At 72.3% G+C, this 22,745-nt stretch carries 20 protein-coding genes; 11 read left to right on the top strand and 9 right to left on the bottom strand.

Annotated elements, in window-relative coordinates:
- The first annotated feature begins 271 nt into the window (after positions 1–271).
- From ACY3FI_RS04625 to ACY3FI_RS04610, 4 genes are all read left to right on the top strand, one after another.
- Positions 272–1,216, top strand: a complete 945-nt coding sequence (locus tag ACY3FI_RS04625) for a hypothetical protein (RefSeq protein WP_462549579.1) — start codon at positions 272–274, stop codon at positions 1,214–1,216.
- Between the two features lie 128 nt (positions 1,217–1,344).
- Complete coding sequence (locus tag ACY3FI_RS04620) at positions 1,345–1,905, top strand: YceI family protein (RefSeq protein ID WP_462549578.1); 561 nt, start codon at positions 1,345–1,347, stop codon at positions 1,903–1,905.
- A gap of 802 nt (positions 1,906–2,707) precedes the next feature.
- Positions 2,708–3,274, top strand: coding sequence for a TIGR03086 family metal-binding protein (locus tag ACY3FI_RS04615; RefSeq protein WP_462549577.1), 567 nt, complete (start codon positions 2,708–2,710; stop codon positions 3,272–3,274).
- Between the two features lie 2 nt (positions 3,275–3,276).
- Positions 3,277–4,260: an aldo/keto reductase gene (locus ACY3FI_RS04610; protein ID WP_462550308.1), complete on the top strand. Its 984-nt coding sequence runs from the start codon at positions 3,277–3,279 to the stop codon at positions 4,258–4,260.
- Between the two features lie 118 nt (positions 4,261–4,378).
- Here ACY3FI_RS04610 and ACY3FI_RS04605 read toward each other — a convergent pair whose 3' ends face one another.
- Positions 4,379–5,326 (bottom strand): oxygenase MpaB family protein, encoded by a 948-nt coding sequence (locus ACY3FI_RS04605; protein WP_462549576.1) that lies wholly within the window; start codon positions 5,324–5,326, stop codon positions 4,379–4,381.
- Positions 5,327–5,385: 59 nt separating this feature from the next.
- On the opposite strand from ACY3FI_RS04605, the gene ACY3FI_RS04600 reads away from it, so the two are divergent.
- Positions 5,386–7,068 carry a long-chain-fatty-acid--CoA ligase gene (locus tag ACY3FI_RS04600; RefSeq protein ID WP_462549575.1) on the top strand — a complete coding sequence of 561 codons (1,683 nt, stop codon included), beginning with the start codon at positions 5,386–5,388 and terminating at the stop codon, positions 7,066–7,068.
- A gap of 52 nt (positions 7,069–7,120) precedes the next feature.
- On the opposite strand, the gene ACY3FI_RS04595 is transcribed toward ACY3FI_RS04600, so the two are convergent.
- The 6 genes from ACY3FI_RS04595 to ACY3FI_RS04570 form a co-directional block, all read right to left on the bottom strand.
- Complete coding sequence (locus tag ACY3FI_RS04595; RefSeq protein WP_462549574.1) at positions 7,121–8,125, bottom strand: DMT family transporter; 1,005 nt, start codon at positions 8,123–8,125, stop codon at positions 7,121–7,123.
- Entirely contained in the window at positions 8,122–10,107 is a 1,986-nt protein-coding gene (locus ACY3FI_RS04590; protein ID WP_462549573.1) for an APC family permease, read from the bottom strand. The genes ACY3FI_RS04595 and ACY3FI_RS04590 overlap by 4 nt, the downstream gene beginning before the upstream one ends.
- Before the next feature lie 66 nt (positions 10,108–10,173).
- Positions 10,174–11,037, bottom strand: a complete 864-nt coding sequence (locus ACY3FI_RS04585) for an ABC transporter permease (protein WP_462549572.1) — start codon at positions 11,035–11,037, stop codon at positions 10,174–10,176.
- Positions 11,034–12,098 (bottom strand): ATP-binding cassette domain-containing protein, encoded by a 1,065-nt coding sequence (locus ACY3FI_RS04580; RefSeq protein WP_462549571.1) that lies wholly within the window; start codon positions 12,096–12,098, stop codon positions 11,034–11,036. Before ACY3FI_RS04580 ends, ACY3FI_RS04585 begins: the two co-directional genes overlap by 4 nt.
- Before the next feature lie 56 nt (positions 12,099–12,154).
- Positions 12,155–12,949 (bottom strand): hypothetical protein, encoded by a 795-nt coding sequence (locus ACY3FI_RS04575; protein WP_462549570.1) that lies wholly within the window; start codon positions 12,947–12,949, stop codon positions 12,155–12,157.
- A 149-nt stretch (positions 12,950–13,098) separates the two neighbouring features.
- A complete protein-coding gene (locus ACY3FI_RS04570) occupies positions 13,099–14,697 on the bottom strand; it encodes an inositol monophosphatase family protein (RefSeq protein WP_462549569.1) in 1,599 nt (532 codons plus the stop codon).
- Positions 14,698–14,780: 83 nt separating this feature from the next.
- Between ACY3FI_RS04570 and ACY3FI_RS04565 the strand changes: the two genes are divergently transcribed.
- Entirely contained in the window at positions 14,781–15,191 is a 411-nt protein-coding gene (locus tag ACY3FI_RS04565) for a DUF3054 domain-containing protein (protein WP_462549568.1), read from the top strand.
- Here ACY3FI_RS04565 and ACY3FI_RS04560 read toward each other — a convergent pair.
- Both ACY3FI_RS04560 and ACY3FI_RS04555 read right to left on the bottom strand, forming a co-directional pair.
- Positions 15,188–15,838 carry a spermidine/putrescine ABC transporter substrate-binding protein gene (locus ACY3FI_RS04560; RefSeq protein WP_462549567.1) on the bottom strand — a complete coding sequence of 217 codons (651 nt, stop codon included), beginning with the start codon at positions 15,836–15,838 and terminating at the stop codon, positions 15,188–15,190. The genes ACY3FI_RS04565 and ACY3FI_RS04560 overlap by 4 nt on opposite strands.
- A gap of 72 nt (positions 15,839–15,910) precedes the next feature.
- Positions 15,911–16,855, bottom strand: coding sequence for a DUF3097 domain-containing protein (locus tag ACY3FI_RS04555; RefSeq protein ID WP_462549566.1), 945 nt, complete (start codon positions 16,853–16,855; stop codon positions 15,911–15,913).
- A 94-nt stretch (positions 16,856–16,949) separates the two neighbouring features.
- Between ACY3FI_RS04555 and ACY3FI_RS04550 the strand changes: the two genes are divergently transcribed.
- From ACY3FI_RS04550 to ACY3FI_RS04530, 5 genes are all read left to right on the top strand, one after another.
- Entirely contained in the window at positions 16,950–18,002 is a 1,053-nt protein-coding gene (locus ACY3FI_RS04550; protein ID WP_462549565.1) for a zinc-dependent alcohol dehydrogenase family protein, read from the top strand.
- A gap of 90 nt (positions 18,003–18,092) precedes the next feature.
- A complete protein-coding gene (locus tag ACY3FI_RS04545) occupies positions 18,093–19,352 on the top strand; it encodes an ROK family transcriptional regulator (RefSeq protein WP_462549564.1) in 1,260 nt (419 codons plus the stop codon).
- A 115-nt stretch (positions 19,353–19,467) separates the two neighbouring features.
- Positions 19,468–20,808: an extracellular solute-binding protein gene (locus ACY3FI_RS04540; protein WP_462549563.1), complete on the top strand. Its 1,341-nt coding sequence runs from the start codon at positions 19,468–19,470 to the stop codon at positions 20,806–20,808.
- On the top strand, positions 20,808–21,848 hold the full coding sequence (locus ACY3FI_RS04535) for a carbohydrate ABC transporter permease (RefSeq protein ID WP_462549562.1): 1,041 nt from the start codon (positions 20,808–20,810) through the stop codon (positions 21,846–21,848). Before ACY3FI_RS04540 ends, ACY3FI_RS04535 begins: the two co-directional genes overlap by 1 nt.
- Positions 21,848–22,741, top strand: a complete 894-nt coding sequence (locus ACY3FI_RS04530; RefSeq protein ID WP_462549561.1) for a carbohydrate ABC transporter permease — start codon at positions 21,848–21,850, stop codon at positions 22,739–22,741. The genes ACY3FI_RS04535 and ACY3FI_RS04530 overlap by 1 nt, the downstream gene beginning before the upstream one ends.
- Positions 22,742–22,745: the final 4 nt, after the last annotated feature.

The raw sequence follows: 22,745 nt of genomic DNA, 5'->3' as shown, positions 1-22,745 counted from the left end.
GAGCGCTCTCGTGAGGGGGTGTGCGAGTACCTGTGGACAGCCGCGGGCGTGTGGGGCGGGGGGGGGGGTGCTTCGGTGAGCGCGTGTGGCGCGCGAGCGGGCGGAACCCGCACCACGCGCCTGCCGATCGGTACCGGTTCCGCCCGCTCGCCGCGGGTCCACGGCTCAGTCCTTCCGCCCCTCCTCCTGCACAAGCGACGAACGCCCGCCCCCGTCCACAAGGGGAGCCGACCTGCCCCACCGGCGGGAGGCGCCTCCTGAGACTCCCTCCATGACCTCGTCACCGGCACTCCCCTTCGCACTGCGCGACCGTCCGTTCCGCGTGCGGGAAGCACTGCGCCGAGGCGTGTCAGCCGGCGCACTCCGCTCCCGCGCCCTGCTGAAGCCCTTCCACGGCATCCGTTGCTGGAAAGCGCCCGCGACACACGACGACCTGGCGCGCGCCGTCCTGCCCCGACTCCGCCGTGACCAGGTGTTCAGCCACACCACGGCGGCAGTGCTGCTCGGGGTTCCGTTGCCGCGCCGACTCGAGCAAGACCGGCGCATCCACGTCACGACGATCGGCACGGATCAGGCACTCCGGGTCCGCGGCACCGTCGGGCATCGCAGTCGTGCCGGACGACTCCGTGTCGTGTACTCGGGCACGGCGGCGCTGACCTCACCCGCGGACACCTTCGTCGCGCTCGCCCGGATGCTCTCCCTCGACGAACTCGTCGTCGCCGGGGACGCACTCGTCGGCTGGCTCGGGTGGTGCGACCTCGACGACCTCCGGGCCGCGATGCGCCGGCACCGGGGCGCGCGCGGGATCAGGAAGGCCCGAGCTGCGCTCGCCGAGGTGCGGCCGGGCTCGCGGTCGCCGGGCGAGACTCGTCTGCGGCTCGCACTCACTCGCCGAGGCCTCCCCGAGCCGGAGCGGAACCACGACGTCGTCGTCGACGGGCGGTGGGTCGCATGCGTCGACCTGGCCTACCCTGCGGCGCGGCTGGCGATCGAGTACGAGAGCGACCTCCACCGCACAGACCCAGCGACCTTCCGGAAGGACCTGTCCCGTGGCGAGCACCTCAAGGACGTCGACTGGTGGCTGATCAGAGCGACGGCCGATGACGTCGGCCGGTCAGTGGAACACTTCGTCGCGCGGGTCCGTCGCCTGCTCGAGGTGGGGACGACCGGGAGGCACGACCCCCGTCTGCAACGTCGTCTCACCGCGCCGAGATGAACATTGGTTGACGCTTCAACCAAACGGGTGCACAATGGGCTAGCATCAGCTTCGATGCAGGCGCATGGAACTCGGTTCCGTCGGACGCCTGCTCGGGAACGCAGACCACACGCTTCGAAGGAGTCACCATGACGCTCACCGCTTCCGCCATTCCCGGCTACCAGACCGGCACCTGGAAGATCGACCCGACCCACTCGGAGGTCACCTTCTCGGTCCGCCACCTCGCGATCAGCAAGGTCAAGGGCTCCTTCGAGCGCTTCGACGCCACGCTCGTCACCGCCGAGAACCCGCTCGACACGACGCTCGAGGCCTCGATCGACGTCGCCAGCATCAACACCAAGCAGGCGCAGCGCGACCAGCACCTCGCCACCGGTGACTTCTTCCTCACCGAGGAGCACCCGCAGATGACCTTCAAGTCGACCGGTATCCGTGAGGACGGCGACGACATGCTCATCGACGGCGAGCTCTCGCTGCGCGGCGTGACCAAGAACGTCACCCTCAAGACCGAGTTCGGTGGCGTCACCACCGACGGCTACGGCCAGGTCAAGCTCGGTGCCGAGGCGACGACGAAGATCGACCGCACCGAGTTCGGCGTGAACTGGAACGCCGCGCTCGAGGCCGGTGGCTTCACGCTCGGCAACGACGTCACGATCAACCTCGACGTCCAGTTCGTGCTCCAGGCGGCCTGAGTCCCCCTGCGCACGGGCTTCGACCTGACGACGGCGGGAGCTTCCGCCGCCTGAGGGCACCGAACGAAGCATTGCACCACCCGAGGCGAACGGCCCGGCTCCCACGCGGAGCCGGGCCGTTCGTCGTGCGTGGGGCGCGTGAGGGGTGCGGGGCGGGCCGCCGCGGGCGGGGTGCGGGCCAGCTCGGCTGTGCGCGAGCGGGCGGAATGGGAAGTTGCAGGGCTGGCGGCGTGCCGATTCCGCCCGTTCGTCGACCGGCCGGACCTCGAGAGCACTGGACTGCCTGCGCGCGGCACGCCGGGCGCGGACTCGAGCGGGCGGAATCGGGAGAGGCGTCGCTCCCTTACGTGCCGATCCCGCCCGCTCGCCCACGGCGCCGGCGTCACGAGCGGAGCACCCCGAGCGGACGCAACTCGCTGGCGGGCAACGCGCAGGGGCGAGGGCGCGGACTCGAGCTGGACGCGATGCGAGCGGGCGGAATCGGCCTGGGATCGCTTCATCGATGGACGCAATCCGCCCGATCGCGCACCCGCGAACCCCGTGCACGCCAGAGCACGGCATCCACGGTGACGCCCGAGCCACCAGCCTCCGACAGGTGCGCTCGTGGGCGTAGGTTGAGAGCGCCCGAGTGTACGGGAATCGCCCGCTCGTGATCCTGGTTCGCCATGACCCAGGCGATCCGCGCACGAAACGCCCGCTCGCGCAAGGCACCCGCGCACGAAACGCCCGCTCGCACAGCCCCCACCGCACAGAACCACCCGCCCCACCCCCACCCGCCCCGCCCACGAACAGGAGCACCACCATGGCCACCGACTGGATCGCGCTGCAGGCCCTCGCGGCAGCCGAGTTCGGCCGCCGCGTCGCCGCCGTCACCGACTGGGACGCCCCCACTCCCGACTCCGAGTGGACCACGCGCGACCTCGTCGCCCACGTCGTCGATGAGCAGCGCTGGATCCCCCTCCTCCTCACCGGGTGCGACTACGCCCAGGCCGAGGCGGACCTCGAGGCGATCGGCGACGACCTCGTCACCGAGTGGGCGAAGTTCGCCACGCGGGCGAGCGAGGCGTGGCGGAGTGCGCCCGCTGACACGCCCGTGCACCTGAGCACCGACGTCGTCCCCGCTGCCGAGTACCTCACCGAGCAGACGAGCGACATCACGATCCACACGTGGGACCTCGCTCGGGCGACCGGCAGCGAGGAGACCCTCCCGGACGAGCTCGTGCGCGCCGTGTGGGAGTACTTCGAACCCAAGGTCGAGGGCCTCGCGGGCACCGGCCTCTACGCCGCCCCGGTCGAGGTCGGCGACGATGCCCCGCTCCAGGTCCGCCTGCTCGCGATCACAGGCCGCGATGCCAGGGTGGCGGTATGACGATCGGAACGGTGCGCCTCGGCGCCAGCGGACTCGAGATCAGCGACGTCGTCCTCGGGATGATGTCCTACGGCGACCCGGACAGCGGTGCACACGCCTGGAGCGTCGGCATCGACGACGCCAGGCCCTTCGTCCGTCGGGCGTTCGAGGCGGGCATCACCACCTTCGACACGGCGAACGTGTACTCCGCGGGCAGCAGCGAGGAGATCACCGGCACGCTCCTCAAGGAGCTCGCCCCGCGCGAGGACGTCCAGGTCCTCACGAAGGTCTTCAACCGCATGCGCCCGGGCCGCAACGGTGCCGGCCTGTCCCGCGCGTCGATCATGCACGAGATCGACGCCTCGCTGACCCGACTCGGCACGGACTACGTCGACCTGTACCAGATCCACCGCTTCGACCCGGTCACGCCGATCGAGGAGACGATGGAGGCCCTGCACGACGTCGTCAAGGCGGGCAAGGCGCGGTACATCGGGGCGAGCAGCATGTGGGCGTGGCAGTTCGCCGAGATGCAGCACGTCGCCGACCTGCACGGTTGGACGCGGTTCGTCAGCATGCAGGACCAGTACAACCTCCTCGAACGCGAGGAGGAGCGCGAGATGCACCCGTACTGCGCCCACACCGGCGTCGGTGTGCTGCCGTGGAGCCCGCTCGCCCGCGGCAAGGTCACCCGCCCCTGGGACGGCGCGAGCTCCGGTTCGCGCGGCGACACCGACGAGTTCGGCAAGACCCTCTACCGACAGGACGAGGACGCGAACCACGCGATCGTCGATGCGGTCGAGCAGGTCGCGTCCGAGCGGGGCGTCAGCATGGCCCAGATCGCCCTCGCTTGGGTCGCGGGCAAGGACGCGGTGTCCGCACCGATCGTGGGCGCGACGAAGGAGCACCACATCGACGACGCGGTCGCGGCCGCCTCGCTCGAGCTCTCGGACGACGAGGTCGCGCGACTCGGGTCCGCGTACACACCCCGGGTGCCGTCCGGTTTCTGACGCACCACCGGACGGTCTGGAGGCGCGGTGCCGGCTGTCACCGTCCTCCCTCGCAGGCTCGGTCGGCGCGCCCCGCGTGACGCTGGCGCGTCACCGCTGAGCGGGGCGCGCCCGTCCCTCAGGCGGTCGCGTCCAGCCCGTCGACCGCCACCCGCCCCTGCTCACGTTCCAGCCGCGCGATGCGCACGAGCGCTGCGCGCTCCGTCCCCGGCTGGTGGCCGAGCACCGCGCCGATGCCGCCGAGCACGAGCCCCGCGGTCGTCTTCACCGGGAACGTGACCGGGCCGACGGACGGCGTCCGCAGCCCGAGCATCGAACGGTGCCGGGGGTCGAGCGACGTGACGGCGCCGTCGAACAGCGCGCGGTAGCCCGGGCGCAGCAGCTTGGCGACCGGCGGGTCCTTGATGAAGCGGACGACCTCGTGCGTGCGGGCGTCGGCCTTGAGCTCCCCGCGGTCCAGGTAGCCGTTCATCTGCGCGCGGAGCTCGGCGTCGGACTCGGGGGCGTCCTCGACGCCCATGAGCCGCCCGGCAACCGCCCACTCGCGCACGTAGGCGTCCGGACCGCCGGGGATCGGACCGCCCCAGAGCTGCGCGCTCCGCAGGAAGGCGTCGGTGAAGGCGAGGTGCACCCACCGGGCGAGGTCGGGGTCGTTCGCGGCGTACGGTCGCGTGACGCCGTGCCCGTCGACGTACTCGCCGCGGACGCGCTCGTGCAGCTTCCGGACCCACTGGCTGGCGTGCGTGGCCTGCTCGGTGTCGCCGTGCGAGACCGTGTAGATCCAGCGGATGGTGCCGGCGAGTCGGCCGAACGGGTCCTCGCGGTAGCGGGAGTGGTCGGCGACGCCGGCGAGGGCGCCGGGGTGCAGCGCCTGCACGAGCAGCGCCCGGACCCCGGCGAGGACCGTCTGCTGGCCGCCGTGCACGGCCCACGTGGCGGAGCCGGGCCCGAAGAACCCGGCGTCGGAGCCCTGTTCGAGCTCGTCGATCCACGCGGGGCGCTCGGTGGCGCCACCGGTGAACGTGTCGTTGAGGCGGGAGCGGAACGCGTCGGCGACGGATGGCATGGGGCCATCGTGCGTCGTGCCCCTGACAACGAGCCGCGACCTGCCGATAGGTTGGCCGCGTGAGCATCGACACGCCTCGTCCCTGGCTTGCCTCGTACGCCCCGGGGGTCCCGCACGACATCGACGAGCCCACCGGCTCGCTGTACGACCTCGTGGAGCAGTCCGCGGCGCGCTTCCCGAAGCGGGTGGCGCTCGAGTTCTTCGGCCGGACGACGACGTACGCCGACCTCGAGGAGCAGGTCCTCCGCGCCGCGAACGGCCTCCGGAAGCTCGGCGTGACGGCGGGCGACCGCGTGGCGATCGTGCTGCCGAACTGCCCGCAGCACGTCGTGGCCTTCTACGCGGTGCTCCGGCTCGGGGCGATCGTCGTGGAGCACAACCCGCTCTACACGCCGCGGGAGCTCCGGCACCAGTTCGAGGACCACGGCGCGAAGGTCGCGATCGCCTGGGACAAGTCGGTCGCCACGCTGCAGGACTTCCCCACGGACGTCGCCGTCGACGCGATCGTCTCGGTGGACCTGACCCGGGCGATGCCCCGCACGACCCGCCTGGCGCTGTCGCTGCCGGTCGCGAAGGCCCGCGAGTCCCGCGCGAAGCTGACGACCTCGGTGCGCGGCACGACGACGTGGGACGACCTGGTGTCGAACCGGAAGCTCTCGAAGCGGCACGCGCGCCCGGGCACCGACGACGTCGCTCTGATCCAGTACACCTCCGGCACGACGGGGACGCCGAAGGGCGCCGTGCTCAGCCACCGGAACCTCCTCGCCAACGCGGCACAGTCGCGGGCGTGGGTGCCGACGATCCGGCGCGGCGACAACGTCGTGTACGCGGTCCTGCCGATGTTCCACGCGTACGGCCTGACGCTCTGCCTGACCTTCGCGATGAGCATGGCCTCGCGGCTCGTGCTCTTCCCGGCGTTCGATCCCGCGCTCGTCCTCAAGGCGATGAAGAAGCACCCGCCGACGTTCCTCCCGGCCGTGCCGCCGATCTACGCCCGGCTCCAGCACGCGGCGGACTCGGCGAAGGTCTCGCTCCAGGGCATCGAGATCGGCATCTCCGGTGCGATGCCGCTGTCACAGGACGTCGTCGAGCCGTGGGAGGCCCGCACCGGCGGGTACCTCGTCGAGGGCTACGGCCTGTCCGAGTGCTCCCCCGTGCTGATGGCCAACCCGGTCTCGCCCGAGCGTCGCCTCGGGTCGATCGGCCTACCGCTGTCGTCCACCGAGGCCCGGGTGGCCGATCCGGACGAGCCGACGAAGGTGCTCGGCACCGGCGAGGCCGGCGAACTGCAGGTGCGCGGCCCGCAGGTGTTCCGCGGCTACTGGGGCAAGGCCGAGGCGACCGACGAGGTGTTCACGCCGGACGGCTGGTTCCGCACCGGCGACATCGTGGCGATCGACGCCGACGGGTACGTCCGGATCGTCGACCGGCTCAAGGAGCTCATCATCACCGGCGGGTTCAACGTCTCGCCCTCCGAGGTCGAGGACGCCCTCCTCAAGCACCCGAGCGTGCGCGAGGTCGCCGTCGTCGGCATCACGCAGGGCGGCAACGAGCAGGTCGTCGCCGCGGTCGTGCCGAAGGACCCGTCCTCGTTCGACCCGGAGGCGCTGCGGGCCTGGTCCCGCGAGCACCTGACGGCGTACAAGGTGCCGCGTCGCGTGGTCGTGGTCGAGGACCTGCCGCGCTCGATGATCGGCAAGGTGCTGCGGCGGAAGGTGCGCGACCAGATCCTCGGCGGGTAGCCGCCCCCGGCGTCAGCGGGACCGGATCCTCGGCGGCAAGCCGGCAACGGTGTCAGCGCGCCCGCGACGAGCGCCCGCGCCGCCCCGGCACGCCGAGCACCGCGAGCCCGGCGACGACGAGCAGCACGCCCGCCGAACCGAGTGCGCCGAGGTGCTCCCCCACGACGAGCACCGCGAGCACCGCGGCGACGACGGGCTCGAGGAGCGACACGAGGGTCCCGACCGAGGCACGCACGCTGCGCAGGCCGGCAGCGTACAACGAGTGCCCGAGCACGGTCGGGACGAGCGCCAGGTAGAGGAACACCGGCCAGTTCCGTGCCTCGGCCAGGTCTCCGCCACCGCCGACGGCCGCGAGCACCACGAGGGGCACCGCGGCGAGCCCGAACACCGCGCCGACGACGCCCCGACCCCGGCCGCCCGGGGTCGCGGCGCCCGCACCGGGCACCATCGCCCGAGGCTCGGCGCCGAGCCCCCTCGCCACCGCCCACGAGTACGTCGCGTACGTCAGCCCCGCGAGCAGCGCCCATCCGAGCCCCGCGACGAGCACCAGGTCGCCGGTTCTGGACCCCGCCGCCGATGCGGTGCCCGGCTGCGTGGCCGACGCCGCCCGCGCCAGGGTCACCGCGACCATCCCGGCGACGCTCACGACCGCCGCCGTGCCCCATCGGCCGGGCACCCGGCGCCCGTCCACCACCCGCTCGACGAGCCCTGCGAACAGCGGCGACGAGCCGATGGCGACCGTCGTGCCGAGTGCGACCCCGGCCTGGTCGAGTGCCGCGTAGAACGCGACGGCGTACACGACGAGCGACCCAGCGCCGACGAGGACCCACGGCCGGGTCCGCGGTTCGAGGACCGCTCGCAGCGACGCCCGTCCGGCGACGACCGCGAGCACCAGACCGCCGAGGCCGAACGTCACGGCGCCGAACACGAACGCGGGGACACCGGGTGCGAAGTGCGTCGCCGTGCCCGTCGTGCCCCAGAGCGCCGCGGCGAGGACGACGGCCACGACACCACCGAGCGGACGGGAGGCGCGGCCCGCGTCCGCCCCGTCCGTCACGACACGTGGACGGTCGGGCGGCGCGCCACGTCCGGCTCGGCCTCGCGCAGGACCTCGCGTGTCACGGGGGCGACGTCGCCGACGCCGGTGAACACGAAGCGCAGGGCGTTCCGGATCGGGCTCCCCTCGTTCCACTCGAAGTAGATGCTCGGCACGACGCCGGCGATGTCGCGGATGGCGAGGAGCGTCGACGCGATGGTGTTCGGCACGTTGCCCGACCGGACCTTGAGCACGCGGTGCCCACCGATGACGTGCCCCTCGACGACGAGGTCCTCCTCGAAGTCGGACGAGTCGGCGGGCAGGACCTCGAGGAACATCGTCGGCACCCGGGCCGGGATCCCGGAGTCGCGGCGTTCCTCGCGCCCCTTCGAGCGGTAGGCCTCGGCGGTGCCGGCGCCGGGCTCGTTCGCGATGATGCACACCGACGAGAACTGGTCGGCGTCGGCCTCGACGAACTGCCGGGCGACGGCGTCCAGCTCGATCGACGACGCGCGGAGCTCGAACGACCGGCGCACGCGGGAGACGAGCGAGACGACGACGATGGCGATGATGAACACCGCCGCGATGCGGACGCCGTCCGGCCGCTCGATGACGTTCGCGACGGTCGTGTAGACGAACACCACGGCGATCACGCCGAAGCCGATCGTGCGCTTCTTCTGCTGCTTCCGCCGGGCCGACAGGGTCACGGCGACGGCGGCGCTCGTGATGAGCACGAGCACGCCGGTGGCGTAGGCGCCGCCCTGCGCGTCGACGTTCGCCTCGAAGATGACCGTGATCACGAAGGCGATGAGCGTGAAGATGACGACGAGCGGCCGGGTGGCGCGGGCCCACTGCGGGGCCATGCCGTACCGGGGCAGGAAGCGCGGCACGAGGTTGAGCAGACCGGCCATCGCGCTCGCGCCGGCGAACCAGAGGATCGCGACGGTGGAGAAGTCGTACACCGACCCGAACACGCCGCCGAGGTACTCGTGCGCGAGGTAGGCGAGCGCACGACCGTTCGCCTGGCCGCCCGCCTGGAACTCGCGCTGCGGGATGAGGAACGTGGTGACGATCGACGACGTGATGAGGAACGAGCTCATGATGATCGCCGCGACCGTCAACAGGCGCTTCGTCCCGCGGATCCGGCCCTCCGGCCGCGCCGCACCGGCGTCCGACGCGTCACCACGCACCTGCGGCATGACGGCCACGCCGGTCTCGAACCCGGACAGGCCGAGCGCGAGCTTCGGGAACACCACGAGCGCGATGCCGATCATCACGAGCGGGTTGCTGTGCTGCGCGGTGAGCCCGCTCCACCAGTCGCTCGCGACCATCGGGTGCTCGAACACGTGCCAGAGCGCGACCGAGACGACGACCGCGTTGAGCACCAGGTAGACGGCGACGAGGCCGACCGCGATGCCGATCGCCTCCTTGAAGCCGCGCAGGAAGACGATGCCGAGCAGGAGCAGCAGCGCCAGGGTCAGCGGCACGGGGATCTCGGTGAACCAGTGCGGCGTGAACGGGTTCTCGGCGATGTGCGCCGTGGCGTCCGCCGCCGAGAGCGTCATCGTGATCATGAAGTCGGTCACCGCGAAGCCGAGCAGCACGAGCACGAAGAGCTTGCCGGCCCACCACGGCAGGAGCTTCTCGAGCATCATGATCGACCCGGCGCCCTTGAAGCTGTCCTGCGCCACGCGCCGGTACACCGGGAGCGCACCGAACAGCGTGACGAGCACGAGGACGATGGTGGCGATCGGCGAGAGCAGCCCGGCGGCCAGCGCGGCGATGGCGGGCTGGTAGCCGAGGGTCGAGAAGTAGTCGACGCCCGTCAGGCACATGACCCGCCACCACGGGTGCGTCTTCTCCACCTCGACCTGGTGCGGTCCCTGGTGGTTGGCGCCCTGGTCGCTGCCCTCGAGCATCCACCGGCGCAGGCGGGTGCTGCGGTCGGCGGGTCGCTCGGTGGCGTCGCGCTGGGCGGCGCGCTCGGCATCGGTCGCGGTCACGAGACACGATGGTAAGCGGTCCCGGTGTCCACCGGCGCCGATCACGGCGACCGGTGGACACCCCGTTCACCCCGCGCTGATCCGGGTGTACTTCCGGACCGCCCACGGCACGAACACCACGAGCATCACGGCGATGCCGACGAGCACCGTCACGACCGGGTGCTGCATCGTCCAGATGTCCGGGACCGGTGCGGTCCCGACGTTGCCGAACAGCTCGCGCGCGGCCTGCACGAGCGACGACACCGGGTTCCACTCGGCGAAGACCCGGAGCACGAGCGGCAGGGTGTCGCTCGGCACGAACGCGTTCGAGACGAAGGTCAGCGGGAACAGGATCATGAACGAGGCGTTGTTGATCACCTCGGGTGTCTTCACGCTCATGCCGAGCAGCGCCATCACCCAGCTGAACGCGTAGCTGAACAGCAGGAGCAGTGCGACCCCGCCGAGGAACTCGAGCGGCGAGGCGTTCACCCGCCAGCCGACGACGAGCCCCGTCCCCATCATGATCGCCATCGAGATCCCGTTGAGGACGAGGTCGGAGTTCGTCCGGCCGATGAGCACCGCGGACGCCGACATCGGCAGCGTGCGGAACCGGTCGATGAGTCCCTCCTTCAGGTCCTGCGCCATGGCCGACCCGGAGAAGGTCGCGCCGAACACGACCGTCTGCGCGAAGATCCCGGCCATCAGGAACTGCGTGTAGTCGGTCCCGCGCACCTGGATCGCGCCGCCGTACACCTGGCTGAACAGCAGGACGAACATGATCGGCTGCAGGACCGCGAACACGAGCATGTCGGGTGACCGCTTGATCTTCGTGAGGTTGCGCTTGGTGACCGTCCAGCCGTCCTCGAACCAGACCGCGAGCGGCGAGGTGACGACGACGGGCAGTTCCCGGCCGAGCGCCGAGCCGGCAGCGGTCGGCGTGGTGGTGGTCATCGCGACGACACCTCCTCGTGCCGAGCCTCGGTGCCGGCTCCGCCCGACGCGCCGCGAGGGCCACCGGACGCGCCGGACCCACCGGCACCGGCCGCGCTGTCGTCCTCGTCCGCCGACGCCGCGTGCCCGGTCAACCGCAGGAACACGTCGTCCAGCGTCGGCCGCCGCATCCCCGCGTCGTGCAGTGCGATGCCCGCCTCGCCGAGGTCGGCGAGCACGCGCTGCAGTGCCGCCGGCCCGGCCTCGACCGCGACGGACCGCGTGCGCCCGTCCCCCGAGGTCTCGACCTCGCCGACCCCGTGCCGCCGCAGCACCGTCGTGGCGGCGTCACCGTCGGCCTGGTCGACCAGGGTCACGACGACCCGGTGCCCACCGACCTGCGCCTTGAGCTCGTCGGAGGTGCCCTCGGCGATGACCGTGCCGCCGTCGATCACCGCGATGTCGTCGGCCAGCTGGTCCGCTTCCTCGAGGTACTGGGTGGTGAGCAGCACGGTGGTGCCCGCGTCGACGAGCCCCTCGATGATGCCCCACAGCGCCAGTCGGCTGCGGGGGTCGAGGCCCGTCGTGGGCTCGTCGAGGAACAGCACGCGCGGGTTCATCACGAGTGCCCCGGCGAGGTCGATCCGCCGACGCATGCCACCGGAGAACCCCTTCACCGGTCGGTCGCCCGCCTCGGACAGGTCGAACACGTCGATGAGCTCGCGGGCCCGCTCCCGCGAGGTGCGCCGACCGAGGTGGTAGAGCCGCCCGATCATCTCGAGGTTCTCGAACCCCGTCAGGTTCTCGTCGACCGCCGCGTACTGCCCCGAGACGCCGATCGCGCGCCGGGTCGCCTGCGGGTCCGCGACGACGTCGATACCGTCGATCGTGGCGGTGCCCGCGTCGGGCGTGGTCAGGGTGGTGAGGACCTTCACGGTCGTGGTCTTGCCCGCGCCGTTCGGGCCGAGCAGGGCCTTCACGGTGCCCTGCGGCACCGCGAGGTCGAGCCCGGCCAGGGCGTGCACGGGCCCCGTCTTCGACCGGTAGGTCTTGGTGAGCCCGGAGGCTTCGATGATGGCCATGTCGCTCCTTCGCCGACCATGGGACACGTCAGGTGGCGGCGGAGCGACGACGTCACTCAGACGTCGAAGTCACCGCCGAAGTCGCCGAAGCCACCGCCGAAGTCCGATCCGCCGTCGCCCCAGCCCGCACTCTCGAACCCGCCGCCGTCGGCCGCACCACCGTCGGGTGCTCCGCCGTCGGATGCACCGCCGTCGCCGGGATCGCCACCAGTGTCCTCCGAACCACCGTCACCCGCAGCATCGGTACCGCCGTCGAACGATCCGGCGTCCGATAGGAAGGCGCTCATCAGCGTCGAGCCGATCACGTAGCCCGCCACGGTGCCGAGGATCGACGCGCCGATCATGCTGCCGAAGGACGGGCCGGAACGCTGGCCGAACCCGCCGCCGAAGCCGCCGCGGCCGCCGTTCATGCCCCCGAGCGAGCGTTCCATGAAGCCGGGCTGTCGGATCTCGGAGCGCGTGGCCGCCTGCGCCAGCGAACGGGGGTCGTCGCCACGCGGCGCCTCCCCCGCCGGGGCGGTCCGGGTGAACTCGTCGTAGACCATGCGGCGCTGCTCGGGTGTCAGGGTCGCGAAGGCCTCGGCGTGGACCTCCTCGATGCGCTCGGGCGGTGCCGTGCGGAGCAGGTAGCGGTAGCGCTCGACGGCACGCTCGTCGTCGGTCTGGGCACCGGGTCCGCCGGCCTGCGGGGTGCCCCACTGCGGGCCACCGCCCGATGGCGCCCCGGTCTGCTGGTACGACTGCTGTCCGTACCGGTAGCCCTGCTGCTGCGGCTGCTGCCCCCACTGGTTCGGTCCGGCGTCGGGCCGGTCGCGGTCCGGGCGGCCGAGCAGGCGGTCGAGGAATCCCATGGTCGTTGCTCCTTCTGGGGACGCAGCCGTCCGGTCGGACGGGATGCTGTGCTCGCCACACTAGGGAGCGCGGACGACCGCTGACTGAGCGGTTCCACAGAGTCGTCCGAGAGCAGGACGGGAGGCGCGGTGCACGTCCGCCGCGCGTCTCACGACCCGAGTGCGGCCGTCCAGAGCGCGTGCAGCTCGTCCGCCGCGCCCGGTTGCGCGACGAGGACCGGCTCCCCCGCCGAGGGGAACCCGTCCACGGCCCCGTCGCGGGTGAGGACGACCCCGCCCGCCTCGTGCACGAGCAGCACCGCGGCCCCGTGCACGACCGGGTCGAACGACGGCACGCACGCGCCGATCCCCCGCCCGGCGGCGACCTGGGCGATGGTCAGGGCGGCCGACCCGGGCACGCGGAGGGCGCAGCCGCGGTCGGCGAGGGTCTCGGTGAAGGCCGCGGCCCCGGACCACGGCCGCAGCCCGTCGTGCACGGTGCCGACGACGGCCCCGGCGAGCGGCCGCGGCACGTCGTCGAGCCGGAGCGGTCGGTCGCGCAGCACGGCTCCGCGCCCGCGCCGTGCCTCGAGGACCTCGCCACGCCAGGGGTCCGCCACGACGCCGACGAGCGGCCGCCCGCCGCGGGTCAGGCAGAGGGAGGTCGCGGTCCACGGCACACCGCCGTGCAGGTTCGCGGGGTCGTCGACCGCGTCCACCCACCAGTGGTACCGGTCCCCGGACGCCGTGCCGAACACCGCACCGGTGACGCCGTGCGTGGGGAACGCGGCGCGGAGCCGGGAGCGGACGAGGTGTTCGACGGCACGGTCGACGGCGACGCCCGTCGCGACGGGGTGCTCGCGGGTCCAGGCGACGACCTCGTGCGCGATCCGGTGCGCCAGGGCCTGCGCCCGACTCGCCACCTCGGTCTCGGTCGGCTCCCGGACCGTCGCCACCGGTCCGGTGTGCCCGCCGGCGAGTGCCTCCGGCACCGGACCGACGGACCCGTCGACGAGCGCCGCGTGCACCGTCGCCACGTCGTCGGTGACGAGCGCGTCGACCCCGAGCGCGGCGGCCCACCGCGCGGGTGCCGGGTCCTGCACGCCGTGCACCGCGACCCGGAGGCCGAGGGCGTGCGCCGCCGCGACGGTGTCCGCGGTGACGAACGCCAGGTCGACGTCGAGCGTCGTCGGGGTCAGCGCTCCGAGGTCGGCCGGTCCGGGTGCGTCGAGCGTCTCCCACGCGAGCCAGACGTCGGCCGTGGGCAGTTCGGCCCGGACGGCGGCGAGCGCTGCCGTCGTCCCCCGCCAGGCCACGGCCGTGCCCCCGCGGAACGCTGCGTCGCGCGCCGCGACGGTGCGTGCGGCGTCCCGGGCGTCGGCGGGGTCCACCACCCGGACGACGAGCGTGGCGCGGCTGCCGTCGAGGCGTTCCAGCACCGCGTCGAGCCGCGGGATCCGGTCGAGCCCGTTGCCGAGCCGGGCGACCTCGCACCAGTCGACGTCGCGGAGCCGACGGGCGTCGCCCCACATCCGCCCGAGGGTCGCGTCGTGCAGCAGGACCGGGACGCCGTCGGCGGTGCTCCGGACGTCGACCGCGACGGCGTCCGCGCCGAGCGCCTCGGCGACGGCGACCGAGGGCAGCGTGTCCTCGCGCCGGACGCGGGGCACACCGCGGTCGGCGACGACGCGGGGCGGACGCGCGCCGTTCCTCCAGACCGGGTCGGAGGTGCGGGTCCCCTGGACCGCGGCGTCCGCGTGCAACGTCATCGCGGCATCCTGGCCGACCGCGACGAACCCGAGGTGACCACGACGTGAACGGCGGGTACCCGCCGGCCTGGGAGGATGGGGGCGTGACCGCACGCACCTGGGGCTGGCTCGCAGCCGTCGCCGACGTCCTGCTCATCGTCGTGTTCGCGCTCGTCGGACGGTCCTCGCACGGCGAGGCCGACAGCGCACTCGGCCTCGCGACGACCGTGTGGCCGTTCCTGATCGGCTGGGCGGTCGGGTACGTCCTCACCCGCGCATGGGCGCGCCCGCTGCGCCTCTGGCCGACCGGCGTGGTGGTCTGGTTGCTGACCGTGGCCGGCGGGTTGGCGCTGCGCGTCGCGAGCGGTCAGGGCGACGTGGCCGGCGACCCGCTGCCGGTCTCGTTCGTGATCGTCGCGACGATCGTGCTCGGCGTGTTCCTGCTGAGCTGGCGTGCGATCGCGCTGCTCGTGCTGCGTGCGACCGCTCGCCGCCGGGGTGTGCAGGGCCGCTAGAACAGTCCGTCGCGGGTCGACTCCGGTCCGTCGAACCCGCGGAACATGTCGGACACCAGGGCCTCGATCTGCGGCTCGACGAGGCGTTCGACGGCCTCGGCGATGCGCGGCCGGTGGTCGATCAGGGCCAGGCACACCGCGGTGCCGGTGGCGCGGGCGCACTCGTCGGAGAGCTCGATCTCGTGCCGGAGCGCGGCCTTCGCCTCGTCGGACAGCGGCTCGCGCGGCACCTGCTCCCCTGCCCCGGTGCCCGTCAGCTCGCCGAGGGTGAAGAGGAACGGTTCGCCCGGCGACGGCTCCGGGTCGACGTCGAGGCCCTGGAACTCCGGCGACAGTCCCTCGGTGGGCTGGTACCCGGCGTGCCGTCTCCGCGCGTCCGCGCGCTCGAGTTCGCGCTGCAGGAGCGGCAGGTTTCGGGCCGTGTAGTCGTCGACGGCGTCCTCGACGATGGTCGAGATCCGCCCGATGAGCGCGTGCTGCACGGCGTGCGGGACGTCCGGCCCGAAGCCCGCCGCGGTCGCGATGGGCGATCCGGTGCACTTCCGGCAGATCCGTGTGCGCGGACGGGCGGTGCCGATCTGCCAGCGCGGCAGCCAGCGCAGCCAGACGTCGACCGCGCTGCGCACACGCCCGTCGATGCCGTCCATGCCCCAACAGTAGGCCTGGAGGCGCGGATCGCCTCGGGCATCTGGCGCGCGTGGGGAAGATGGTCGGCCTGGTCAGGCCTCCGGTTCGGTCACGAAGTCGATCAGCTCCTCGACACGGCCGAGCAGCTGCGGCTCGAGGTCGGCGAAGGTGCGGACCTGCCCGAGGATCCGCTGCCAGGCCCGGGCGACGTCGGCCTGCTCGTCCGCCGGCCAGCCGAGGTGCTGCAGGATGCCCTTCTTCCACTCGATCGAGCGCGGGATCGTCGGCCACTCGGTCAGCCCGAGGCGTGCCGGCTTCACCGACTGCCAGACGTCGACGAACGGGTGCCCGACGACGAGCACGTGCGCGCCCCACCTGCCGCGCATCACGGCGTCCGCGAACCGGGACTCCTTCGACCCGGGCACGAGGTGGTCGACGAGCACCCCGACGCGCCGGTCCCGGGTGGGGCGGAACTCGTCGAGGACGTCGGCGAGGTTGTCGACGCCCTCCAGGTACTCGACGACGACGCCCTCGACGCGCAGGTCGGCGCCCCAGACCTTCTCGACGAGCTCGGCGTCGTGCCGGCCCTCGACCATGATCCGCGAGGGCAGTGCCACGCGGGCGCGCTGCTGCTCGACCGCGAACGAACCGGACGCGGTACGGAGGCGGTCGCCGCCGGACGCGTGCCGCACGGCGGGCGCTGCCCCGTTCCTCCCGGCCGGGGCGACGGCACCGCCTGCCGGGGCCGAGGCAGGACGACCGGCGGCGGACCGACCGACCGGTGCCTGCGGACGGCCGAGCGTGACGAGCTCGCCCTCGAGCAGGAACTGCCCCGTGAAGGGGAACGCGCGCGTGCGACCCTTCCAGTCCTCCAAGGTGACGTTGCCCGCCTCGAGGCCGACGACGGCGCCCGCCCAACCGGAGTCCGGGTCCTCCAGGACCATCTCGCGCTCGAGCGGCACCTGCCGCACCTTCTTGACGCCCTGCGAGCGCCAGTCGCCCGAGAGCACGTCCTTGCCGTACCGGTCGTCGTCCACCCGGGAAGCGTAGTGTCGACGGGTCCCGCAACGGCGCCGGATCCCTGGCGCGTCCCGCACGCGCCACGACCACCCCCGATCGGAAGGCCCCACCGTGCGCGCAACCGTCATCCACGCCCCCCGCGACATCCGCGTCGAGGAGCGTGACGCCCCCGTCCTCATCGACCCCACCGACGCCGTGGTCAAGGTCACCGCCGCCTGCGTCTGCGGGTCGGACCTCTGGCCGTACCGCGGCGTGCGCGACACGAAGGAGCCGCGCGCCATCGGGCACGAGTTCGTCGGCGTCGTCGAGTCCCTCGGCGACGCGGTCACGGACCTGTCGGTCGGCGACTTCGTCATCGCGCCGTTCACCACGAACGACGGCACCTGCCAGGCTTGTGCCCACGGCATGACGAGCGGCTGCGAGCACGGCTCCACCTTCGGCGTGACGCCGGACGCCTACGGGCACCCGCTCGGCGGGGCACAGGCGGAGTACGTCCGCGTGCCGGACGCCGCGGCGACGCTCGTGCGCGTGCCCGGCCCGGTCGACGACGACCTCGTGCCGTCGCTCCTGACCCTCTCCGACGTCTTCTCCACCGGGCACCACGCCGCCGTGTCCGCCGGTGTCGGACCGGGCAAGACCGTCGTGGTCGTCGGTGACGGCGCGGTCGGCCTGTCCGCCGTCCTCGCCGCGGCGCGTCTCGGCGCCGAGCGCATCATCGCGATGAGCCGGCACGCCGACCGCCAGGCCCTGGCGCGCGAGTTCGGCGCGACCGACGTCGTCGACACCCGTGGCGACGAGGGCGTGGCCGCCGTCCGCGAGCTGCTCGACGGCGACCTCGCCGACTGCGCACTCGAGGCCGTCGGCACCGCGGAGAGCATGGACCAGGCGCTCCGCGTCGTCCGGCCGGGCGGTGCGGTCGGCTACGTCGGCGTGCCCGCGGGGGACCCCGAGCTGCCGATGCCGTTCCTGTTCGCGAAGAACATCACCGTCGGTGGCGGGATGGCCCCGGCGCGCGCGTACATCGAGGAACTGCTGCCCGACGTGCTCTCGCGCGCGATCGACCCGGGCCGGGTGTTCGACCTCGAGCTGCCCCTCGACCAGGCTGCCGAGGCGTACGCGGCGATGGACGAGCGGCGTGCGATCAAGGTGCTGCTCCGCCCGTGACGGTGCGGCGTGTTTCGCCGAGCAGAACGCGTGTTGCCGATTCGTAAACAAACCTTTCAGTAAAGAAGGTTGTCCGTTACAGTCCTCGACATGAGCACACGCGGACGCACCCCGGGGCAGCCCGGTACACCGGGGCAACCCGGGCTGCTCCGCCTGCTCAACGACCGGGCCGCCCTCGAGCTCCTGCTCGACGCGGGCCCGCTCAGTCGCAACGAACTCGCGCAGCGCACCGGGCTCAGCAAGCCCACGGCGGCCGAGATCATCCGCCGGCTCGAGGCCGCCGACCTCATCCGCGAAGCCGGGACCGCCGCCGGCGCCGGCCGCCGCGGGCCGAGCGCGGTGCTGTACGAGGCGATCACCGACCGTGACCTCGCCGTCGCCGTCGACGTCCAGCTCGTCGACGTCCGCTCGACCGTGGTGGACGCGGCCGGTCGGAGCTTCCCCGTCGCCACGCACACCATGTCGGCGACCGAGATGCGCTCACCCGGCGCCGACATCGTCGCCGCCGCAGTGTCCCGCGCCGCCGCCGCAGCCGACGTGCACCCGGACCTCGTCACCGCGGTCGCGGTCGGCGTGCAGGCCAGCGTCGACCACGCGACCGACACCCTCATCTTCACCGACGGGCTGCCCGGCTGGCCGCGCGACCAGGTCGCCGCGACGCTGTCCCGGTCGCTCGGTGTGCGCGTCGTCGTCGAGAACGACGCCAACCTCGCCGCGATCGCCGAACGCGCCGCCGGGGCCGGACGAGCACCGGCGTCCTTCGCCCTGTTCTGGATGGCGGAGGGCCTCGGCATGGCCCTCGACCTCGACGGCCGCGTCCACACCGGCGCTTCCGGCGCCGCAGGCGAGATCGGCTACCTCGGGCTGCCGGTCGACGCCCAGGCCATCGACCCGACGGCACGGATCGTCGCGGACCTCATCTCCGAGTCCGCGATCGCCGCCCTCGCCGCCGAACACGGCATCACGGCGCCCGACGGCGCAGCCGCCGACTGGCGCCAGGTGCTGTCCCAGCTGCCCGGCCTGCCACCGCAGCACCCGTTCACCGCCGCCCTCGGCGAGCGCGTCGGGCACAACGTGCTCCCCGCCCTCGCCGTCGCGGATCCCGAGACGGTCGTGCTGCACGGCCCGACCGGGATCGCGGGCGGACCCGCCCTGGCCGCCGCCGTGACCGCCTGGCTCCGGACCCGCACCCGCTGGTCCACCGCCGTCGTGGCACCCGGCGTCCCCGACACCCCCGTCCTGCACGGTGCGCGGTACGTCATCACCGACGTCCTCCGCACCGCGCTCGCGGACCGGCTCGACCGCATCAGTGACGATGCGCCCGCGCCGGACCCCGCCGAGCGCCCCTGAGAAGTCCCACCCGCACCACCGAACCCAGCACTGTTCGCCAGCCCTGCCAGAGGGCTCTTCGGCGCGCCCGGAACCCGACCCGGACCGGACCGCCACGACCAGAGAGCGAGTACCGATGCACCTCAACAAGCGATCCGCCACCCGGATCACCGCCGCCACCGCACTCGCGGTCGCCGGAGCCCTCGTCGTCGCCGGGTGCAGCTCCGGCAGCAGCGCCGCCGACATCGACGAGACGGCCCCGAAGAAGCTCGAGGGCACCGTGTCCCTCTGGCACTTCTTCACCGGCCGCGAAGCGGGCGTCATCAAGAAGGCCGTCGACGGCTTCGAACGAGCGAACCCCGACGTGACCGTCGACATCCACGCCGGCCAGGACGACGAGAAGCTGCAGAAGGCGATCTCGTCGGGGCAGAACATCGACGTCGGTCTGTCCTACTCGACCGCGATCGTCGGCAGCTTCTGCTCCTCCGGAGCCTTCCGTGACCTCGCGCCGTACATCAAGCGGGACGACGTCGACCTGTCGGACATCCCCGAGGCCGTCCGTGGCTACACCGAGTACAAGGGCCAGCGCTGCACGCTCCCGGCCCTCGCCGACGTGGACGCGCTGCTGTACAACAACCAGGCGTTCGAGGAGGCGGGCATCACGAGCCCGCCGAAGACCCTCGACGAGCTCAAGGCCGACGGACTCAAGCTCACGACGTACAACGCCGACGGGTCGATCAAGCGACTGGGCTTCAACCCCCTCATCGACTTCTACGAGAACTCCCCCCAGCACTGGGCCGCGATGATCGACGGCAAGTGGCTGGACAAGGACGGCAAGAGCGTCATCGGCACGTCGCCGGGCTGGAAGCAGCTCCTGCAGTGGCAGAAGGACTACATCGACGAGATCGGCTACGACAAGCTCAAGGCCTTCACGTCCGGGCTCGGCCAGGAGTTCGCCGCCGACAACGCGTTCCAGACCGGCCAGGTCGCGATGGAGATCGACGGCGAGTACCGCACCGCGTTCATCGCCGACCAGAAGCCCGATCTCGACTACGGCACCGCGCCGATCCCGGTGCTGCCGGGCGTCGGGAACTTCGGTTCCACCTGGATCGCGGGCAACGTCGCGGGCATCGCGAAGGGCTCGAAGCAGCCCGAGCTCGCCTGGGCGCTGCTCAAGTACCTGTCGCTCGACACCGACGCCCAGGTCACGATGGCGAACGGACTGAAGAACATCCCGACGCTGCAGTCCGCGCTGAAGTCGAAGGACCTCGAGGTCGACGACCGCTACCAGACCTTCGTCGACATCGCGGGCAACCCGAAGACCTTCACCTCGCCGGCCACCCCGGACGGTGCCGCCTACCTCGCCACCCAGACCAAGGCCTGGCAGGCGTGGCAGGAGTCGGGCGGTGACCTGGACGCGCAGCTGCGGAAGCTCGACCAGGACATCGACAACGCGAACCAGCTGACCGGTCCGTGATGACCACGCCCACCGAGACCGTCGGCCGGGAGGCGCGGCCCACCCGCGCCTCCCGGCCCACCGGCCCGACGGGGTCGGGTCCACTGCCCGGTTCCGCCCCGGTGCGCCGGCGCCGCTCAGCCGAGTCCCGTCGACGCCTCGTCGCGCTGACGATGCTCGCTCCGGCCCTGGCGGGCCTGGTGCTCTTCTTCGCCTACCCACTCGTCGCGTCGGTCTTCTACTCGTTCACGCGCTACAACCAGCTGCAGGAGCCCCAGTTCGTCGGCCTGCTGAACTACCGGTTCCTGTTCACGCAGGACCCGCAGATCGGCCCCGCGATCGTCAACACGCTCTGGTTCGTGGTCATCCTCGTCCCGGTGCGGATCGTCTGCGGCCTGCTCGTCGCCGGGCTGCTGAGCCGCGCGAAGACGATGTCCGGGTTCTGGCGGACGTTGTTCTACCTGCCGGCCCTCGTGCCGCCGGTCGCGAGCGTCGTGGCCTTCGTGTTCCTGTTCAACCCGGGCACCGGTCCGGTGAACCAGATCCTGCGGGTGTTCGGCATCGACGGGCCCCTGTGGTTCAACGACCCGTCCTGGTCGAAGCCGTCGCTCGTGATCATGGGCGTCTGGGTGACCGGCGACATCATGATCATCTTCCTGGCGTCGCTGCTCGACGTGCCGCGCGACCTCTACGAGGCGGCGTCGCTCGACGGGGCGAACGGCATCCAGCAGGTCCGGCACATCACGCTGCCGACCATCGCGCCGGTCATCGGCTTCGCCGCGGTCACGGGTGTCATCGCCGCCCTGCAGTACTTCACCGAGGCCGCGGTCGCGTCCGGGGTGGCGAGCGGCCGGGCGACGATTGGCGGCGGCACGGCGGCGGACCTCGGGTACCCGGGAACCTCGCTGCTCACCTACACCGAGCTGCTCTACCAGCACGGGTTCGCGAACTTCCAGTTCGGCTACGCGTCCGCGATGGCCGTCGTGCTGTTCGTGATCACCGCCGTGGTGCTCGTGTTCACGATGCGCCGGATCTCGGTGTTCCGTCCGGAGGAGTCCTGATGACCGCCGTCTCCCAACCCCGAGTCGCCCGCGCTCCCCGCGGTGCGGCCCCCGGTGCCGCCCGTGGGCCACGTCGCAGCCCGCTGGTCTGGATCGCCGAGCACGCCGTGCTCGTCGCCCTCGGGGTCCTGACCATCGCGCCGATCGTGTTCGTCGTGCTGACGTCGCTCATGTCGAGCAACCAGGCCCTGACCGCGTCGATCGTCCCGAGGCCGTTCGACCTCTCGAACTACGGACGCGTGTTCACCGAGCTGCCGCTCGCGCAGTGGTTCGGCAACTCGGCGATGTACGCCGTGCTCGCGACCGCGTTCATGCTCGTCAGCTCGGTCCCGGCGGCGTACGCCCTCGCACAGATCAGGTTCCGGGGTGCGAACGCGGTCTTCACGGTGATCATCGTCGCGATGCTCCTGCCGCCGCAGGTCACCGCGGTGCCGGTCTACGTGATGTGGTCGCACCTGCACCTCACCGGCACGCTCTGGCCGCTGATCCTGCCGAACCTGCTCGGCGACGCGTTCAGCATCTTCCTGCTCCGCCAGTTCTTCCTCACCATCCCGAAGGAGTACGGCGACGCCGCCCGCATGGACGGCTGCAGCGAGTGGGGTGTGCTCATGCGGGTCGTCGTCCCGATGGCCCGACCGGGCATCGCGTCGGCGGCGATCTTCATGTTCTTCCACTCGTGGAACGACTACTACGGCCCGCTCCTCTACGCCTCCGAGAACCAGGCCGCCTGGCCGGTGGCGTACGGGCTCGCCACGTTCCGCGGGCAACACGGCACCGACTGGTCGATGACGATGGCGATGACCGTCGTGGTCATGGTCCCCGTCGTCGTCATCTTCTTCTTCGCACAGAAGGCATTCGTCGAGGGCATCGCGCTCACCGGCGTGAAGGGATAGCACC

The sequence above is a fragment of the Curtobacterium sp. RM9 genome (assembly GCF_054956955.1).
Note: the sequence above shows the minus strand (reverse complement) of the source record. Positions and strands in the feature narration are given on the sequence as shown.

Coding starts and splice junctions, on each gene's coding strand:
- ACY3FI_RS04625 (WP_462549579.1), top strand. CDS start 272: ATGACCTCGTCACCGGCACTCCCCTTCGCACTGCGCGACCGTCCGTTC.
- ACY3FI_RS04620 (WP_462549578.1), top strand. CDS start 1,345: ATGACGCTCACCGCTTCCGCCATTCCCGGCTACCAGACCGGCACCTGG.
- ACY3FI_RS04615 (WP_462549577.1), top strand. CDS start 2,708: ATGGCCACCGACTGGATCGCGCTGCAGGCCCTCGCGGCAGCCGAGTTC.
- ACY3FI_RS04605 (WP_462549576.1), bottom strand. CDS start 5,326: ATGCCATCCGTCGCCGACGCGTTCCGCTCCCGCCTCAACGACACGTTC.
- ACY3FI_RS04585 (WP_462549572.1), bottom strand. CDS start 11,037: ATGACCACCACCACGCCGACCGCTGCCGGCTCGGCGCTCGGCCGGGAA.
- ACY3FI_RS04580 (WP_462549571.1), bottom strand. CDS start 12,098: ATGGCCATCATCGAAGCCTCCGGGCTCACCAAGACCTACCGGTCGAAG.
- ACY3FI_RS04575 (WP_462549570.1), bottom strand. CDS start 12,949: ATGGGATTCCTCGACCGCCTGCTCGGCCGCCCGGACCGCGACCGGCCC.
- ACY3FI_RS04570 (WP_462549569.1), bottom strand. CDS start 14,697: ATGACGTTGCACGCGGACGCCGCGGTCCAGGGGACCCGCACCTCCGAC.
- ACY3FI_RS04560 (WP_462549567.1), bottom strand. CDS start 15,838: ATGGACGGCATCGACGGGCGTGTGCGCAGCGCGGTCGACGTCTGGCTG.
- ACY3FI_RS04545 (WP_462549564.1), top strand. CDS start 18,093: ATGAGCACACGCGGACGCACCCCGGGGCAGCCCGGTACACCGGGGCAA.
- ACY3FI_RS04540 (WP_462549563.1), top strand. CDS start 19,468: ATGCACCTCAACAAGCGATCCGCCACCCGGATCACCGCCGCCACCGCA.
- ACY3FI_RS04535 (WP_462549562.1), top strand. CDS start 20,808: ATGACCACGCCCACCGAGACCGTCGGCCGGGAGGCGCGGCCCACCCGC.
- ACY3FI_RS04530 (WP_462549561.1), top strand. CDS start 21,848: ATGACCGCCGTCTCCCAACCCCGAGTCGCCCGCGCTCCCCGCGGTGCG.